Origin of the sequence: Streptomyces sp. NPDC050315, from assembly GCF_040655775.1 — a bacterium.
Taxonomy (GTDB): domain Bacteria; phylum Actinomycetota; class Actinomycetes; order Streptomycetales; family Streptomycetaceae; genus Streptomyces.
The window spans coordinates 833,660-849,285 of the sequence record NZ_JBFAKN010000003.1; the positions used below are offsets into that span (position 1 = coordinate 833,660).

The window sequence follows — 15,626 nt, forward strand, 5'->3', positions numbered from 1 at the left end:
GCCCGCGGCGCGTTAGCCGTTGCGTTGCTTCAGTGTGGCCTTCAAAGCGTACACGTCGCTGTAGTTGGACGGGCCCGTGCGGGTGTCGTTGTAGTGGGCGTTGGCGGAGAAGTAGCTCATGTTCACGGCCAGCGGGTGCTGGACGAGTTCGAGGCGGTACCTCGTGTCCTTCTGCAGGCGCGCCTTGGCGTAGGTCGAGCCGCGTACGGACTGCCAACTGCCGGTGTTCGGCATGGCGATGACCTGCTCGGTGACGAGACGCCCTGTGGTGTCGTCGAGGACGCGGAGCATCTTCATGCCGCTCGCCACACCGGTGTTGAGGGGGCCGCCGACCGCGGCGTCCGCCTGGAGGAGGTACTCGCCGTCGGCCTCGGGCGTGATGCGGGCCGTGATCCGGTCACCGGGAGCGGTGCCCCAGTCCGCGTAGTACACGCCGTGCTCGCCCGTGGTGCGATGGCCGCCCGTGACATCGAACTGGTCGGCCGTGACCTTGGTGACGCGGTCGTCGTCCGGACCCCAGTAACACCGCGGCTTCGCGTGCTGGGAGGTGTTGCCACTGGAGGTGTACCGCAGCCGGACGCTGTAGCAGTGCGAGACATCCTCCAAGTCCGTGGACGAGGGGTCGGTCCAGGTTCCCTGCCCAGCCGCCGTGACGGGCCGGTCCTCGGCGATCACCCGGCCGTCGCGGAGGACGTCCATGGTGACGTTTTCCGGGTTCTCGTCGCCGATGTCGACCGACAGCTGGAGCCTGCCGTCCTTGGGGGCGATGCCGCGTACGGTCGGGGTGGTCGGGCCGTACAGCGCCTCCTTCGAGGTGATGTCCACCGGCTTGGGGGCGGGGTCGGTGGAACCGGCGGCCGGCGGGCCGAGTTCGACGACGAGCTTTCCGCGCCCACCGCCCTCGCCGAGCATTTCCTCGGTGATCGGGGTACCGGCGGGCAGCCGCTTGCCGTTCAGCCGCAGCGACCTGACCTTGAAAGCTCCCTCGTCCTCCGCCCCGTTGGCCCGGCTCTTGGGAAGGTCCAGTGCGATGTCGAGCGCGTGGCCGCGGTAGTTCAAGTTCTGAAGAGTTGCCTGGTTGCTGTCGCGGAAGTACGTGTCGCGCAGCCGGGCCGGGAGGAACGGCTCGATGTGCAGGCCGTCCGGGCGTGCGTCGACGCCGAAGAGGCTCTGCTGCACCATCGACAGCAGTCCCGAGATGCTCCACAGCTGCCGGTCGGAGTTGATCTCGGTCTTGGTGCCGCCGTCCAGGAGGTTGATGTTCTCCTTGTTGGTGCCGAACAGCGCCGCACCCCGCACGAGCGACCGCGCCTGGAGGTCCGCCACGGCGGCGTTCCCGGTCCTGGCCGCCGCGCGCATCATGTAGGAGGTGACGAAGGGCCAGATCCCGTTGTTGTGGTACGACGGCACGCCCTGCTGCTGGGGCCAGAGCACGGACGGGCCGTACGGGGTCTGCGGGTAGTTCGCGACGGCCTGCCGCGCCTGCTGCGGCGTGGCGACGCCGGTGAGGACGGCCAGCGAGGTGCCCAGCGCGTCGTAGCGGTCCGCCGGTGCCGTGTCGAGTTCCGTGGTGAGCATCTGGGAGAACTGGCCCCGCTCCGGCAGCCAGAACTTCGTGCGGATCGCCGACGCCAACTGGTCCGCCCAGTCGCGGTACTTGGCGGCTGACGTTGCGTCACCGGCGCCGCGCGCGAGGCGTGCCGCCGCGTCGATCGCCGCCCAGTGGACGACGTTGGTGGACAGCGAGCGTGAGGTGGCGATGGTCGCCACGTCGTCCTTCGTCCAGTCCGGGTAGCTCTGTTCGCGCCAGTCCAGGAAGGAGTGTTCGCCCTTGTACAGGCCGTCGCCGCGGTCGAAGACGACCTTGCGGTCGTGCTCGACGGTGTTGCGGATCGCGTCGTACGCCGTGGCCGCGAACGCCGCCCGCTCGCCGTCCGGCAGCCAGTCCAGGATCTCGCTCGCGCCCAGCGCCCACACCACGCGGTCGGTGGAACTGGGGTAGCTGCCGCCGGTGCCGGTGTCCTGGATGATCTGGGTGTCGCCGGAACCGTCGCGCCGGTCGCTGAGCTTGAAGGCAAGGGTGTTGCGCATCCGCTCGGGGTCCGCTGCGGTCAGCCCGAGGTCCGCGGAGTAGGCCACGTCCCGGGTCCAGACGTACGTCCAGGACTTGCCGGTGATGTAGCAGCCGCCCGGACACGGCACCGGCTTTCCGCCGTTGTACGAGCCGTCGGTGAGCCGGTCGGCCGCGTTCTGCTTCGCCTCGTCGTGGGCCATCGCGTACAGCCCGTCCAGCAGCACCGACCCCGAACGCAACGTCGGCCGGTCCGCGCTCTCGGCGAAGGTCCGCTCGCCGGTCACCGAGCTGACCAGCTTGTACGTCCGCAGGCAGGCGTCGCTGACGTGGGTGACGGTGAGCGTGGCCGAGCCGGTCCCGTCCGCGAAGCGGCCGGTGCCACCGGGTGAGCCACAGCCCGCGGAGCGGTCACCGGACGCGGCTCCGGACGCGGCTCCGGGCTCCGCCGCGCCGGCCGTCGTGGAGGCCGCGCCCGCCACCATCGCAAGCACCACGGCCAGCGCCCCGCCGCCGAGAAGCCGCCCTGCTCTCCTGCGCCGTCGTCCACCGATCATGTATTCACCTTGTGAAGAGAGAGATGGATCCAGCAGGCGGAGTGCCTACAAGAGTTGCGGTGAAGTTAGGCGCGTGTTGCGAGCACGTCAAGGGTTACCCGCGGTTTTCACGAACCCGGGCCGACGGAAGTGCGGGGCCCCCTAACGCCCTTGCCGCCCCTGCACCGCCCGCCGCAGCAGAGCGAGGAACTGTTCGCGTTCCTCGGGATCCGCGTCGGCGCAGGCGGTCCAGGAGCGGTGCCGCGGTCGACTTCGTGGAGAACTGGGCGGATTACGGGTTCTGAGCACCCGCGCGAGCAGTCTCGCGGCGCATCAGGAGTGCGTAGGTCGCCGAGGCCACGACCATGCCGACGGGCAGGGCGAGGTCGATGCCGCCGAAGGCTGTGGCGATCGGGCCGGTGTAGAGGGTGTTGACGCAGAGGGCGGACGCGGTGACACCGGCCGCGAGGGCGAGGGCGCCCGACCAGTTGACGCCGCCGGTGTACCAGAAGGGGCTGTTGCGGGACTCGTCCGTGAGCGCGAGGCCGTCGTAGCGGTTGCGACGCAGCAGGATGTCGGTGGCGTACAGGGCCATGCTCGGGCCGAGCAGGACGACGGTCAGCTGCAGGACGTTGCTGACGGTGTCGAGGAAGTTGGAGACGAGCAGCGCGTACAGGGTCAGCGCGACGGAGGCGGCGCCGTCGGCGAGGACGCTGACGGAGCGGCGGATGCGGATGCCGACCGCCTGGATGGCCAGGCCTGCGCTGTAGGCGGTCAGCGCGTTGATGGCGATCGTGCCGAGGACCAGCGCGAGCAGGAAGACCGGGGTGAACCAGCCGGGCAGAATCTTCTCCAGCCCGCTCTGCGGGTCGGTCATGTCGACGACGGTCGCGGCGAAGGCACCCAGGGAGCAGACGATCATGCTGGGCAGGAAGGCGCCGAACGCCGTCCATCCCACGATCGCCTTCTTGGACGTCGTACGCGGCAGATAGCGGGAGAAGTCCGCGCTGGTGGTGTACGACAGCGGGCCCGAGGCGACGAGGGTGACGCCGGCGAGGACGGTCGCCCACAGGTCGATGCCGGTCAGTGGTGCCTCGGGGGTGTACGAGAAGTCGGCGTGCCCGACGACGCTGACGGCGACTACTGCGAAGACGGCGGCGAGGACCAGGGTGATCGGCAGGTACAGCTTCATGATCAGCGCGTGCCCGTAGACGCTGATGGTCAGCGTGAGTGCGGCGATGACCACGATGACAACGACCTTGACGGTGGTGGTCGTCGTGATGCCGACCTTCTCGACCAGGGAGAAGGCGGCGACCGCCGCGGCGGAGAGGTTCAGCGCGAAGTAGCAGACGGAGATCAGCCAGCCGACGACCGCGTTGTTCACGCGGTTGCCGAGCACGCCGTACATGGCCCGGGTGACCACCTCGCTCGGGGCGCCCGCGGCCGGGCCGGAGACGGCGAGGAATCCGGTGAGTATCCAGAAGAGGTTGCCCACCGCGAGTACCGCGAGGGCCTGCCACAGCGTGAGGCCCATGAGGACGAGAGCGCCGCCGACCACGAGGCTGAGGTAGTTGACGTTCGCCGCCGCCCATACGGAGAACAGCCGGCGTGCCTTGCCGTGGCGTTCCGCGTCGGGAATGTGGTCGATGCCGTGGGCCTCGATGCGGCCCGCCCGGTCGGAGGCGGGCGGCACATCGCCCGCTCTGTGGGTGTCCGGCTGCGGATCGGGAAGCGTGGACGCCATGGAGCCCTCCGGGGTGCTGGTCATGCCCGCCTGCTTGCTTATTGGTCGGACACTCAATAGCATCCGGGATATGCCGTCAAGCGTTCAGCGCAAGCGAATTCGGAAATCACCGGCCGACCGACGTGCGGAAATCGTCGAGGCGGCAGCCGCCGTCGCCCTGACCGAGGGGCTGGAGTGCCTCACCCTGCGGCGGATCGCCGAGCAGCTCGCTGTTCGTCCGGGGTTGATCAGTCACTACTTCCCCGCGGTGGAGGACCTCGTGGCCGAGGCGTTCGGCAGCGCGGCGAGCGCCGAACTCGACCGGCTCATCCCGGCCGAGCGGCCCGACGGGACACCTACACAGCACCTCGCCCGGTTCTTCGCACAGGCGTCGGGCGAGGCGTACGACGACATCAGCCGGCTCTGGCTCAACGCCCGGCACCTGAGCCGCTACCGGCCCGTCCTGCGCGACCGCGTCAACGTGCAGGAGGCCGCGTGGCGGGAGCGCCTGACGGGCCTGATCCAGGCAGGCGTCGAGCGCGACGAATTCCGTACGGACGACCCGTTCATGACGGCCATTCAGATCCTGGTGGTGATCGACGGCCTCGGGGCCCACGTCAACACCCACGCCCACACCGTCAACCGTCCGCCCGCGGTGGCCGGGATGGCCGTCGCCACCGCGGAACGCGAACTCGGCCTGCCGAGCGGCACCCTCGCCCGGACCACCCCCAACTGACCACCCCGCAAGGAGCCGCTGTGCGCCCCCGTCTCGTCCTGCTCTCCGCCCGACTGCTCGATCCGGCGACCGGCGCGTTCCTGCCGGAGACCGCCCTCGCCGTGTCCGAGGACGGGCGGATCGCCGCCCTGGGCGACGACCGTGCGATACGCGCGCTCGTCGGGCCCTCGACCACGGTGATTGATCTGAAGGGCGCCGTGGTGACCCCGGGCCTGGTCGACGGGCACATCCACCCGGTGTCCGGCGCCGAACTCACCCAGGGGCTGGACCTGTCGGGCTGCGCCGACCTGGCGGCCGTACGCGAGGCACTGGCCCGCGAGGTCCGCACGCTCGCGCCCGGCGCATGGCTGCACGCGTGGGGCCTGGACCCGAACGTCTTCGGCGACCGCCCCGTCGAGTCCGCCGCGCTCGCCCCCGTACTGGACGGCATCCCGGCCCTCCTGCTGCTCTTCGACGCCCACTCCATGTTGGCCAGCCCCCGCGCGCTCGAACTCGCGGGCGTGGCCGGGCCGCGCACCTTCGCGCAGGCCGCCGAGGTCGTCTGCGACGACGCGGGGCGCCCCACCGGTCTGCTGCTGGAGGACGCCGCCTGCGAGCTCGTCGAGCGCGCGGCGCCCCGGCCCACCCGGTCGGAGCGCCGCGACCAACTCGCCGCCGTACTGCGGAAGATGGCCGCCACCGGACTGACCGGCGGGCACGCGATGGACGCCAATGGGGACAGCCTCGACCTGTACGCGGAACTGGACGCGGCCGGTGAACTGCCGCTGCGGCTGCGGGTCGCGCCCTGGTGCCAGCCCGGCACCGACGACGACGCGCTGCGGGCGCTGATCGAGCAGCAGGGCACCGGCGGCCGGCTCTGGCGGACCGCGGGCGTCAAGCTCTTCATGGACGGCACCATCGACAACGGCACCGCCTGGCTGGAGCGCCCCGACTGCCACGGCGAGTCCACGCACGCCTTCTGGCCCGACCCGGCCGCGTACACCCAGGTCATCGGCGAGCTGCACCGCGCGGGCATACCCACCGCCACCCACGCCATCGGCGACGCGGCCGTACGCCATGCCCTCGACGCCGTCGAGAAGGCCCGCACCGCGGGTGCCGGGCCGGTCCGGCACCGTATCGAGCACATCGAGACCGTGCCCGACGACACCGTGCGCCGCTTCGCCGAGCTGGACGTCATTGCGTCGATGCAGCCCACCCACTGCTGCGACTTCACCCGGGCCGATCACACCGACAACTGGTCCCGGCGGCTCGGCGAGGAGCGGGCCGGGCGCGCCTGGCGCTGCCGCGATCTGTGGGACGCCGGCACCACGGTCGTCCTCGGCTCGGACTGGCCGATCGCGCCGTACCCGCCGCTGACCGTCATGGCCGGGGCCCGCCACCGCCGCCCCACCCGCGATCTCACCCAGCCCGCGCACGGCGCCGGCCAGGCGCTGACCGCACTGGAAGCCCTCCAGGCCGTGACCGTCAACGCGGCTTACGCGGCGGGCGAGGAGCGGGCGGCCGGCCGCCTCGCCGTCGGTCACCGCGCCGACCTCACGGCCTTCGCGGACAGCCCGCTCACCACCCCGGCCGCCGACCTCGCCGGCCTCCCGGTCGTCCTCACGGTCCTCGACGGCCGCCCGACCCACCGCGCCGCGAGCCTCTGACGCACCCTCATACAACGGCCCCCGTTCCTCCTGACGCGGAGGAACGGGGGCCGTAGTGCTGGTGCGGCCTACTCCCACACCACAACGTTGCGGCGGACCGGGACCGAGCCCGTGTCCTTGGCGAAGAGTTCGGGCGAGCGGGCGCGGACGCGCTCGACGTCGTCGAAGACCGCCCTGAGGTGGGTACGCATGGCCGAGCGGGCGAGCGCTGCGTCGCCGCCGAGCACCGCTTCGAAGATCTCGACGTGCTGGGCGGCGAAGCCCGTCGGGGTGGCGGTGTCGTAGAGGCCGAGGCGGCGGGCACGGTCGAGGTGGCCCTTGGCCGAGACCACGGTCGCCCAGGCGCTGCCGTGTCCGCTGAGCCGCAGCAGGGCGTGGTGGAACGCCTCGTCGAGCTCGAAGAAGTCCTCCAGGTCCAGGCCCGGGCGCTGCTGCTCGGCGAGGTTGCTCCGCAGCTCCTCGACGAGGTCCGCGTCGAGCTCGGCGGGGAGGCCCGGGAGGTCGTCCAGGGCCGCCAGCTCCACCGCCTCGCGGAGGAACTGCGCGTCGGCGACCTTGGCCGGGTCGACGCGCGAGACGAACGAGCCGACCTGCGGGAAGATCTGCACCAGGCCCTCCTGCGACAGCAGGATGAGGCTCTCCCGTACCGGCGTACGGCTCACCCCGAGAGCGGCTGCGAGCTCGTTCTCGGACAGCGCGGCGCCCGGGGGGAGTTCGAGGGTCAGAACCTTGCGGCGCAGCGTCTCGTAGACGGCGCGGCGGCTGGTTCGCTGCCGGTTCGATCGGGCCATGCGCTCATCGTATCGGGGCCCGCGGGCTTCCCGTCCACGCTGGTCGTTCGGTGTTCCAAGCGACGTTTCCAAAGTATTGCGCACCTGCTCGACCAATGCTTGTATACCAGTGCCGGTCGGCCAGTGGTCGGACCAGGCGAGCTGCCGCACCCGTCGACGCGGCGCCACCATCCCCGAGGTCTCCGAAGGAGCAGGAACCTGTGAGCAAGATCGAGCGTGTCGAGGTGTTCGTCGCCTCGCCGGGGCGGACCTTCGTCACCCTGCGCATCACGACCTCGGACGGCGTGACCGGCCTGGGCGACGCCACGCTGAACGGCCGCGAGCTCGCCGTGGCGAGCTACCTGAAGGACCACCTCGTACCGCTGCTGATCGGCAAGGACCCGGCGCGCATCGAGGACATGTGGCAGTACCTCTACCGGGGCGCTTACTGGCGCGGCGGGCCGGTCACGATGACCGCGATCTCCGCCGTCGACACGGCCCTGTGGGACATCAAGGGCAAGGTCGCGGGCCTGCCCGTCTACCAGCTGCTCGGCGGCCGCTCGCGGGACGGCGTCATGGTCTACGCACACGCCAGCGGCACGGACACCGCGTCCCTGATCGACGACGTGGAGCGGTTCCTCGGCCTCGGCTACAAGGCCGTGCGCGCCCAGGCCGCGGTCCCGGACGTCGGCGGTACGTACGGAGTGCGCAAGGGCAAGGTCTACGAGCCGGCCGCCACCTCGCTCCCCGACGAGCAGCCCTGGGACACCGAGGCGTACCTCCGCTTCGCACCCACCTACCTGGAGGCGGTCCGCGAGCGCTGCGGCTTCGGCTTCCACCTCCTGCACGACGTGCACCACCGGCTCACCCCGATCGAGGCGGCCCGCTTCGGCAAGCAGGTCGAGGACTGCCGGCTGTTCTGGATGGAGGACCCGACGCCGGCCGAGAACCAGGAAGCGTTCCGGCTCATCCGGCAGCACACGACGACGCCGGTCGCGGTCGGGGAAGTACTGACCTCGATCTGGGACGTGCAGCGCCTGATCACCGAGCAGCTCATCGACTACGTGCGCACGAGCGTCGTGCACGCGGGTGGCCTCACGCATCTGCGGCGGATCTTCGACCTGGCAGCGTTGTACCAGGTCAGGACCGGTTCACACGGGGCGACGGACCTCTCCCCCGTCACCCTCGCCGCCGCCGTCCACCTCGACACCGCGGTGCCGAACTTCGGCATCCAGGAGTACATGGCGCACGCGGACGAGACGGCGGAGGTCTTCCGCAGCGGCGTCACCTTCGCCGACGGCATGCTGCATGTGTCGGAGGAGCCGGGGCTCGGCGTCGAGTACGACGAGAAGGCCGCCGAGCGCTTCCCCTACCAGGCGCGCTATCTCCCCGTGGCACGGCGCCTGGACGGCTCGGTGCACGACTGGTGAGCGCCGTGACCACGCCCTCTTTGAACCTGGCCGCGCTCGGCCGGATCGCGCCGGAGCTGCGTCCGGCCGTCGACCCCCGCGAGCTGCGCCCCCGTGTCGTCCACTTCGGCCTCGGCGCCTTCCACCGCGCCCACCAGGCCGTCTACACCGAGAACGCCGCCGCCCGCTCCGGTGAGCCGTGGGGCATCGCCGTCGTGGCGCCGCGCTCGGCCCGGACCGCGGCAGCGCTGCGGGCCCAGGACTGCCTGTACTCGCTGACCGAGCTGCGCCCGGCGGAGACCGTCACCCGCGCCGTCGGGTCGGTCGTCGAAGCGCTGGCGATGCGCCCGGACGCCGCACGGGTCGACGCGCTGCTCGCCGACCCCGAGGTCACCGTGGTGACCCTGACGATCACCGAGAAGGGCTACTACCGCAGCCCCGACACGGGCGCGCTGGACACCTCGGCGCCGGAGATCGCCGCCGACCTCGCGGCCGCGGCCACGGGCGCGCTCACCACCGTCGTCGGGCGGCTCGCCGCCGGGCTCGCCGCGCGGATGCGCGCGGGCGGTGCCCCCGTCACCGTCGTCTCCTGCGACAACATGGCCGCCAACGGCGCCGCGCTCGGCCGCGTCGTACGCGACTTCGTGGCGGCCGCGCCGTGGCCGGACCGGCAGGCCGTACTGGACTGGATGGCGGCCTCGGTCGCCTTCCCCGCGACCATCGTGGACCGCATCGTGCCCGCGACCACCGAAGCGGATCTGCGCGCGGCTCACGCCGCGCTCGGCGTGCACGACGGGCTGCCGGTCGTCGGCGAGCCGTACCGGCAGTGGGTCCTGGAGGACTCCTTCGCCGGGCCGCGGCCGCCGTGGGAGCTGGACGGCGCGCTGTTCGTACCGGACGTCGTGCCGTACCAGCTCACCAAGTTGCGGTTGCTCAACGGCTCGCACTCGGCGCTGGCCTACCTCGGCGCGGCTGCGGGGTGCACGACGATCGCGGACGCGCTGGCGACCGGCTGGGGCGAGCGCCTCGTCCGCGCCCTGTGCGCCGAGGTCACCCCGACGCTGCCCGCGGGCGGCCCCGATCCGGCGGCCTACGCGGACGACCTGGTCGAACGGTTCCGCAACCCCGGTGTGCGGCACCTGCTCCGGCAGATCGGCTCCGACGGGTCCCTGAAGATCCCGGAGCGGTGGCTCGACGCGCTGCGCACGCTGCGTACCGCGTCCGCCGCCACGCCGGTCCTCGAACTGGCGCTGGCGGCCTGGGCGAACGCCACCCGCCCGGACGCCGACGGCGGCCAGCTGTTCGGTACGACGGACCCCGCGGCCCCGGCCCTGGCGCGCTGCTGGCACGAGGGCGCGGGCCCCGAGGACACGGTCCGCCGGCTGCTCCGGGCCCTCGGCGCGGCGGACCTGGCCGCTGGGGACGGGGCGCTCGTCGCCGCCGTCGCCGCCCGGCTCCCCGCGCTGCGGGCCGGCCGCATCGAGCTCTGACCCGCCCCCGCAAGCCCTCAAGCCCGTAAATCCCGCAGTCCCGCAAGTCCCGCAAGTCCCGAAGTGCAGTAAGAACAACGGAGTTCACCCATGACGGACACCACCCAGGCGGAGCCGGACGGCACCGTCGGAAGAACGACGCGCGATCTCACCAGAGCGGCCGTCTCCGGCTGGCTCGGCACGGCCATGGAGTTCATGGACTTCCAGCTCTACTCGCTGGCGGCCGCCATCGTCTTCAACAAGATCTTCTTCCCCGATGTCAGCCCCGCGATCGGGCTGATCGCCGCCATGGCGACCTACGGGGTCGGCTACGTCGCCCGGCTCGCCGGCGCCCTCTACTTCGGGCGGATGGGCGACCGCATCGGCCGCAAGAAGGTCCTCTTCCTCACCATCCTCCTGATGGGCGCGTCCACCACGCTGATCGGCGTGCTGCCGCCGTACAGCATGATCGGCATCCTCGCGCCGATCCTGCTCGTCGCCCTGCGGCTCATCCAGGGCTTCGGCGCGGGCGCCGAGATCGCCGGGGCCACGGTCATGCTCGCCGAGTACGCGCCCGTGAAGCGCCGCGGCCTGATCTCCTCGCTGGTCTCCCTCGGCACCAACTCCGGCACGCTGGCCGCCTCCGGCCTGTGGGCGATACTCCTCGCCGTCCTGAGCGAGGAACAACTGATCACCTGGGGCTGGCGACTGCCCTTCCTGCTGAGCTTCGGCCTGATGATCTTCGCGGTCTGGCTGCGCCGGAACCTCAAGGAGAGCCCGGTCTTCGAGGAGCGGCCCGATGTCGTGGACGGGGTCGCGATGTCCCGTACCGAAGCCGCCGCGGCGGTGGCGGACAAGGCCGTCGAGCCGGAGCGCGAGAGCGTCATCGAGGCCGGTCTGCGGCAGCGCAAGGGCAAGGCGTTCTTCCTCGCGCTCGGCCTGCGGTTCGGACAGGCCGGCAACTCCGGCCTCGTACAGACCTTCCTCGTCGGCTACATCGCCACCACGCTGGGCGCCGACCGGTCCGTCCCGACCGACGCCATCGTGTACGGCTCGCTGATCGGCTTCGCCACCGTGCCGCTGGTCGGCCTGCTCGGCGACCGCTTCGGGCGCCGCCCGGTCTACCTCGCCCTCACCGTGCTGACCATCCGGCTCGCCTTCCCGGTGATGTTCCTCATCGCCTCGGGCACCACGGCCGGGGTGACGGTCGGCATGATCGTCGGCCTCAATGTCGGCGTCCTCGGCCTCTTCTCGCTGGAGAGCGTCACGATGGCCGAACTGTTCGGCGCGCGGACCCGGTTCACCCAGCTCGCGCTGGCCAAGGAGATCGGCGGCATCCTCGCCACCGCCATCGGCCCGGTCGTCGCGGCCACCCTCACCGCCGTCACCGGCAGCTGGTGGCCGATCGCGGCGATGCTGGTCGGCTACTCGCTCATCACCCTGGTGTTCGTCGTCCTCGCCCCCGAATCGCGCGGGCGTGACCTGGTGCGTCTGGAGGACGCGGTATGAAGTCGGTTGTCGTGCACGGTCCCGGTGACCTCCGGATCGACGAACGCCCCGACCCGGTGCCGGGTCCGGGAGAGGTACTCCTCGCCATGGAGTGGGGCGGCATCTGCGGCTCCGACGTGGCCTACTGGAAGCACGGCGGGTCCGGTACCGCAGTACTCAAGGACCCACTCGTCCTCGGGCACGAGGTCGCGGGGCGGATCGCCGCGCTCGGCAAGGGCGTCACCGGGCTGACGGAGGGTCAGCCGGTCACCGTCCACCCGGCCGAGCCGGTCGGCGACGACCCGCTGCCCGACCGGCTCGCCGGCCGTACGAACCTCTACCCGCGCATACGTTACTTCGGCTCCGCCGCCTTCCATCCGCACACGGACGGCGGGTTCAGCGAGTACCGCGTGGTCCGCGCGGACCGGATCCGGCCGCTCCCGGAGAACGTCACCACCGAACACGGCGCCCTCGCCGAGCCGCTCGCGGTGGCGATGCACGCCGTGCACCGGGCCGGGGACATACGCGGGAAGACGGTACTGGTCAATGGCGCGGGCCCGATCGGGGCCCTGGTGGTGGCCGCCGCGAAACACCGCGGGGCCGGCGGGGTGATCGCCGCCGACCTCTCCGCCACGTCGCTCTCCGTCGCCCGGGCCATGGGCGCGGACGCAACGGTCGATCTCGCCCAAGGCGAGGCGCTGCCCGAGGACATCGAGCTGGTCTTCGAGGCGTCGGGCGCCGCGGCCGCGCTCGGCCCGGTCCTCCGGGCGACCGCGCGCGGCGGCACCGTCGTCCAGGTCGGCAACCTCCCCGGCACGGCCGTCCCCGCGGCCCTCGGTGACCTCGTCACACGGGAGATCACCTGGATCGGCTCGTACCGCTTCGTCGAGGAGATCGACGAAGCGCTCCTCGCCATGCACCAGGGCCTCGACGTGTCACCGGTCATCACCCACCGCTTCGGCATCGACCGGGCGGCCGAGGCCCTGGCCGTCGCCGCCGACCGGACGAGCGGCAGCAGCAAGGTCATGCTGCGACTGGCCGCGACACCGCCCGGCGCCGCGTAATGGCCCCGGCCGTCCGGCACCATGAAAGTGCCGGACGGTCCGGGACGAAGCGTGACGTGAGGAGGTGCACAGCGGATGCCGCCACACAGTATGGGACCGGTGCTGTCCGTGCTCGTCGGGCTGCAGGCGTCCGGGAAGACCACCTTCTACGAGCAGCACCTCGCCGGCCGGCACGCCCTGGTGAGCAAGGACCGCTTTCCCCGCTCGGCCCGGAACAAGCAGGCGCGGCAGATGCGGCTGGTCGCGGAGGCGCTGGCCGCCGGGCGGCCGGTGGCGGTCGACAACACCAATCCGACGCCGGAGGAGTGGGGTCCGCTGGTGGCCATGGGCCATGCGTACGGAGTGCCGGTGACGGCGTACTGGTTCCCCCCGGACCTCGCTGGCTCGCTGCGCCGCAACGCCGCGCGGGAGGGCCGGGAGCGGGTGCCCGATGTCGGTGTCCGGGCCACCTGGCGGCGGCTGCGCAGGCCGTCGCCGGCGGACGGGTTCGACACCGTACTGGAGGTGCGGTTCGACGGGCGCGGCGGATTCACGGTACGACCGGCCGACGGCACCCGGCACTCGTAAAACCGAGCGCCCGACCGGTCAGCCCTCCACCCCGGTCGCACAGTGGGGCGCGCCGACGGGCTTCGATTCCGGTGAGCCGCGTTGGCGCAAGTAGACGGAGAGAATGGCCATCGAGGCGACGGCGAGGAATTCGGACTGCCAGTTCTGGAAAGTACGGTCCCAGAATTCCGCCGAGCCCACATACCCGGCCCAGTCGACGGGCGCTTCCAGCCGGCGCAGCTGCTGTTCGTTGTAGGCGGCCGCGCCGGCGACGGACTGGGCGTACCAGGACAGCAGGAAGAGGGCGCTCATGACCAGGCCGAGGGAGCGTGAGAAGAGCGCGTGGCGCAGGCCGCCCGCGCTCGCCGAGCGTGGGGAGTCGGCGTTCGCGTATTGGCCCACGCGCTGGTCCTTGTCCGACTCGGTCCCGCTTTTGCCGGGTGGTTTCGACTCCGGAGAGCCTCGTTGGACCAGCCAGACGGTCGCGAAGACGTAGAGGAAGAACTGCAGGTACTCCGATTGCCAGTTCTCCGCCACGTCGACCGCGAAGTCCGAAGAGGCCAGGTAGGAGAGGAAATCGACGTGGGCCAGCCCGTCGGCGGTCATTTGGTTGTTGAATTCCGCATGTCCTGCCACCGCCTGGCCGACGAGGGCGAGCAGGAAAGCTCCGAGGAAAGCCCAGGTCAGACCGTTACTGCGGAAGAATTCACGCATCGAGCCTCCTTCGGCCACCGACTCGTTCCGCCGACTCGCCCGACGACTCTCCCGGTCACCGCTGCATCAGTCCCACCGCGATGAAGTAGCCCAGGCCCGCCACGACGACGGCCAGGAGCAGTGTGAACGTCGTGCGCACGAGCGTCAGCCTCCCTTGACCGTGCAGTCGTACGGCTTGCCCGCGCGAGCCGTGCATCCGGCGGCGACGACTTTCCAGCCGCCGGGGAACCGGGAGAGGAACACGGTGTCGCCGCTCAGGACCGCCCGGGCCTGACGGCCGTGGACATCGAACCCGCGGGCCACCGCTCCCGTGGGAAGGCGCTGGTCCGGAAGTGCCTCCGGGCACGGCATCCGTTCGGAGTCCTCCAGCTCGCTCCGCGTCTCCGGCGCCAGCAGCCCGCAGGCCCGTTCCGCGTCACCCGTTCTCAGCGCGCGCTCGAAATCCGCCACCGAGGCGGCGACATCCGTCACCCGCTCGCCGGCGCCGCCGCACCCGGCCAGGAGCGTCCCCGCGCACAGGACCTGCAGTCCGTACAGCCATCGCCGTCTTCCCACAGCGCCTCCGCTCCACGCTCCGCGGTCGGCCGGATGAATGCATTCATCATGAAGTCTCCGGACATCACGGGATGTCAGACACACCGGGAGATCGCCATGGCGGTGGCCCTGACCACCTGCTCGTAGGCGCGCGCCCGGCGGGCGTTCGCGGGGACCACGATCGAGACCGCCGCGACGACCTGCTCGCCCCGGCCCCGGATCGGTACGGCCACGGAGGAGACGGGTGCCGGCTGCTCCCGCTCGAACAGGGCGACGCCGGTGTTCCGTACCTCCGCCAGCCGCCGGCGGAGCCGCAGCGCGGCCGACGGCGACTCGGCGCGGGCGATCCGCCCGGCGCGCACGTCCGGATCGGCCGCGGCGAGCAGTACCAGCCCGACACCGGTCTCGTGCAGCGGCATCCGGCCGCCCACCCGGTAGGCGGTCTCCACAGCGCCGTGGGCGGAGAGCCGCTCCACGAGCAGGGCTTCGGCGCCGTCCCGCACCGCGAGCAGCACGTGCTGGCGCGTGATCTCGTGCAGGTCCTCCAGATAGGGCAGGGCGATCTCGCGGAGCCCGTGGCTGCGCGGCGCCAGCGAGGCCACCTCGAAGAGCCGCAGCCCGATGACGTAACGGCCCTGGTCGTCGCGTTCCAGCGCGCCCCACTCGTGCAGTCGGGCGGCGAGCCGGGAGGCCGTACTGGTCGGGAGGCCCGCCCGGCGGGCGAGTGCGTTGAGTCCCAGTGCGCGGTGTTCGGAGCCGAAGGCGGCGAGCAGGGACAGCGCACGGTCGACGACCGGATCTCCGCTCGGGGGACGCTTGCCGCGCCCGGTCGCGCCATTGCCTTGATCCATCCGAGGAGTGTGACCGACCGTCCCGGTCAATGGAACGCCTGCTGACGCGAAGGGGCCCGCTTCGCATGC

The 15,626-nt window shown here is 71.6% G+C and carries 13 protein-coding genes; 7 read left to right on the forward strand and 6 right to left on the reverse strand.

Annotated elements, in window-relative coordinates; genetic code table 11:
* Positions 1-12: 12 nt before the first annotated feature.
* Both AB0I82_RS14955 and AB0I82_RS14960 read right to left on the reverse strand, forming a co-directional pair.
* Positions 13-2,628: a hypothetical protein gene (locus AB0I82_RS14955; protein ID WP_363257640.1), complete on the reverse strand. Its 2,616-nt coding sequence runs from the start codon at positions 2,626-2,628 to the stop codon at positions 13-15.
* A gap of 271 nt (positions 2,629-2,899) precedes the next feature.
* Positions 2,900-4,351, reverse strand: coding sequence for a cytosine permease (locus AB0I82_RS14960; RefSeq protein ID WP_363257748.1), 1,452 nt, complete (start codon positions 4,349-4,351; stop codon positions 2,900-2,902).
* Positions 4,352-4,421: 70 nt separating this feature from the next.
* On the opposite strand from AB0I82_RS14960, the gene AB0I82_RS14965 reads away from it, so the two are divergent.
* Together AB0I82_RS14965 and AB0I82_RS14970 are read left to right on the forward strand one after the other, a co-directional pair.
* Complete coding sequence (locus AB0I82_RS14965) at positions 4,422-5,066, forward strand: TetR family transcriptional regulator C-terminal domain-containing protein (RefSeq protein ID WP_363257641.1); 645 nt, start codon at positions 4,422-4,424, stop codon at positions 5,064-5,066.
* A 20-nt stretch (positions 5,067-5,086) separates the two neighbouring features.
* Positions 5,087-6,712 (forward strand): amidohydrolase, encoded by a 1,626-nt coding sequence (locus tag AB0I82_RS14970; RefSeq protein WP_363257642.1) that lies wholly within the window; start codon positions 5,087-5,089, stop codon positions 6,710-6,712.
* Between the two features lie 68 nt (positions 6,713-6,780).
* Here the strand turns inward: AB0I82_RS14970 and AB0I82_RS14975 are convergent, their stop codons facing one another.
* Positions 6,781-7,503 (reverse strand): GntR family transcriptional regulator, encoded by a 723-nt coding sequence (locus tag AB0I82_RS14975; protein WP_363257643.1) that lies wholly within the window; start codon positions 7,501-7,503, stop codon positions 6,781-6,783.
* Between the two features lie 200 nt (positions 7,504-7,703).
* On the opposite strand from AB0I82_RS14975, the gene manD reads away from it, so the two are divergent.
* The 5 genes from manD to AB0I82_RS15000 all read left to right on the forward strand — a co-directional run bounded on the left by manD (position 7,704) and on the right by AB0I82_RS15000 (position 13,479).
* Positions 7,704-8,912 carry a D-mannonate dehydratase ManD gene (gene manD, locus AB0I82_RS14980; protein WP_363257644.1) on the forward strand — a complete coding sequence of 403 codons (1,209 nt, stop codon included), beginning with the start codon at positions 7,704-7,706 and terminating at the stop codon, positions 8,910-8,912.
* Between the two features lie 5 nt (positions 8,913-8,917).
* Positions 8,918-10,381 carry a mannitol dehydrogenase family protein gene (locus tag AB0I82_RS14985; RefSeq protein ID WP_363257645.1) on the forward strand — a complete coding sequence of 488 codons (1,464 nt, stop codon included), beginning with the start codon at positions 8,918-8,920 and terminating at the stop codon, positions 10,379-10,381.
* A gap of 90 nt (positions 10,382-10,471) precedes the next feature.
* A complete protein-coding gene (locus AB0I82_RS14990; RefSeq protein ID WP_363257646.1) occupies positions 10,472-11,869 on the forward strand; it encodes an MFS transporter in 1,398 nt (465 codons plus the stop codon).
* Entirely contained in the window at positions 11,866-12,912 is a 1,047-nt protein-coding gene (locus tag AB0I82_RS14995; RefSeq protein ID WP_363257647.1) for an L-idonate 5-dehydrogenase, read from the forward strand. Before AB0I82_RS14990 ends, AB0I82_RS14995 begins: the two co-directional genes overlap by 4 nt.
* A gap of 75 nt (positions 12,913-12,987) precedes the next feature.
* Entirely contained in the window at positions 12,988-13,479 is a 492-nt protein-coding gene (locus tag AB0I82_RS15000) for an ATP-binding protein (protein WP_363257648.1), read from the forward strand.
* Between the two features lie 18 nt (positions 13,480-13,497).
* Here AB0I82_RS15000 and AB0I82_RS15005 read toward each other — a convergent pair whose 3' ends face one another.
* The 3 genes from AB0I82_RS15005 to AB0I82_RS15015 form a co-directional block, all read right to left on the reverse strand.
* Positions 13,498-14,172 (reverse strand): DUF6766 family protein, encoded by a 675-nt coding sequence (locus tag AB0I82_RS15005; RefSeq protein ID WP_363257649.1) that lies wholly within the window; start codon positions 14,170-14,172, stop codon positions 13,498-13,500.
* 144 nt (positions 14,173-14,316) lie between these two features.
* Positions 14,317-14,727, reverse strand: a complete 411-nt coding sequence (locus AB0I82_RS15010) for a hypothetical protein (RefSeq protein ID WP_363257650.1) — start codon at positions 14,725-14,727, stop codon at positions 14,317-14,319.
* 74 nt (positions 14,728-14,801) lie between these two features.
* A complete protein-coding gene (locus AB0I82_RS15015; RefSeq protein WP_363257651.1) occupies positions 14,802-15,557 on the reverse strand; it encodes an IclR family transcriptional regulator in 756 nt (251 codons plus the stop codon).
* Positions 15,558-15,626 lie beyond the last annotated feature (69 nt).

Bases quoted from the DNA above. Each gene is read 5' to 3' on its own strand.
- AB0I82_RS14955 (WP_363257640.1), bottom strand. From the start codon at position 2,628: ATGATCGGTGGACGACGGCGCAGGAGAGCAGGGCGGCTTCTCGGCGGC.
- AB0I82_RS14960 (WP_363257748.1), bottom strand. From the start codon at position 4,351: ATGGCGTCCACGCTTCCCGATCCGCAGCCGGACACCCACAGAGCGGGC.
- AB0I82_RS14965 (WP_363257641.1), top strand. From the start codon at position 4,422: ATGCCGTCAAGCGTTCAGCGCAAGCGAATTCGGAAATCACCGGCCGAC.
- AB0I82_RS14975 (WP_363257643.1), bottom strand. From the start codon at position 7,503: ATGGCCCGATCGAACCGGCAGCGAACCAGCCGCCGCGCCGTCTACGAG.
- AB0I82_RS14990 (WP_363257646.1), top strand. From the start codon at position 10,472: ATGACGGACACCACCCAGGCGGAGCCGGACGGCACCGTCGGAAGAACG.
- AB0I82_RS14995 (WP_363257647.1), top strand. From the start codon at position 11,866: ATGAAGTCGGTTGTCGTGCACGGTCCCGGTGACCTCCGGATCGACGAA.
- AB0I82_RS15000 (WP_363257648.1), top strand. From the start codon at position 12,988: ATGCCGCCACACAGTATGGGACCGGTGCTGTCCGTGCTCGTCGGGCTG.
- AB0I82_RS15005 (WP_363257649.1), bottom strand. From the start codon at position 14,172: ATGCGTGAATTCTTCCGCAGTAACGGTCTGACCTGGGCTTTCCTCGGA.
- AB0I82_RS15015 (WP_363257651.1), bottom strand. From the start codon at position 15,557: ATGGATCAAGGCAATGGCGCGACCGGGCGCGGCAAGCGTCCCCCGAGC.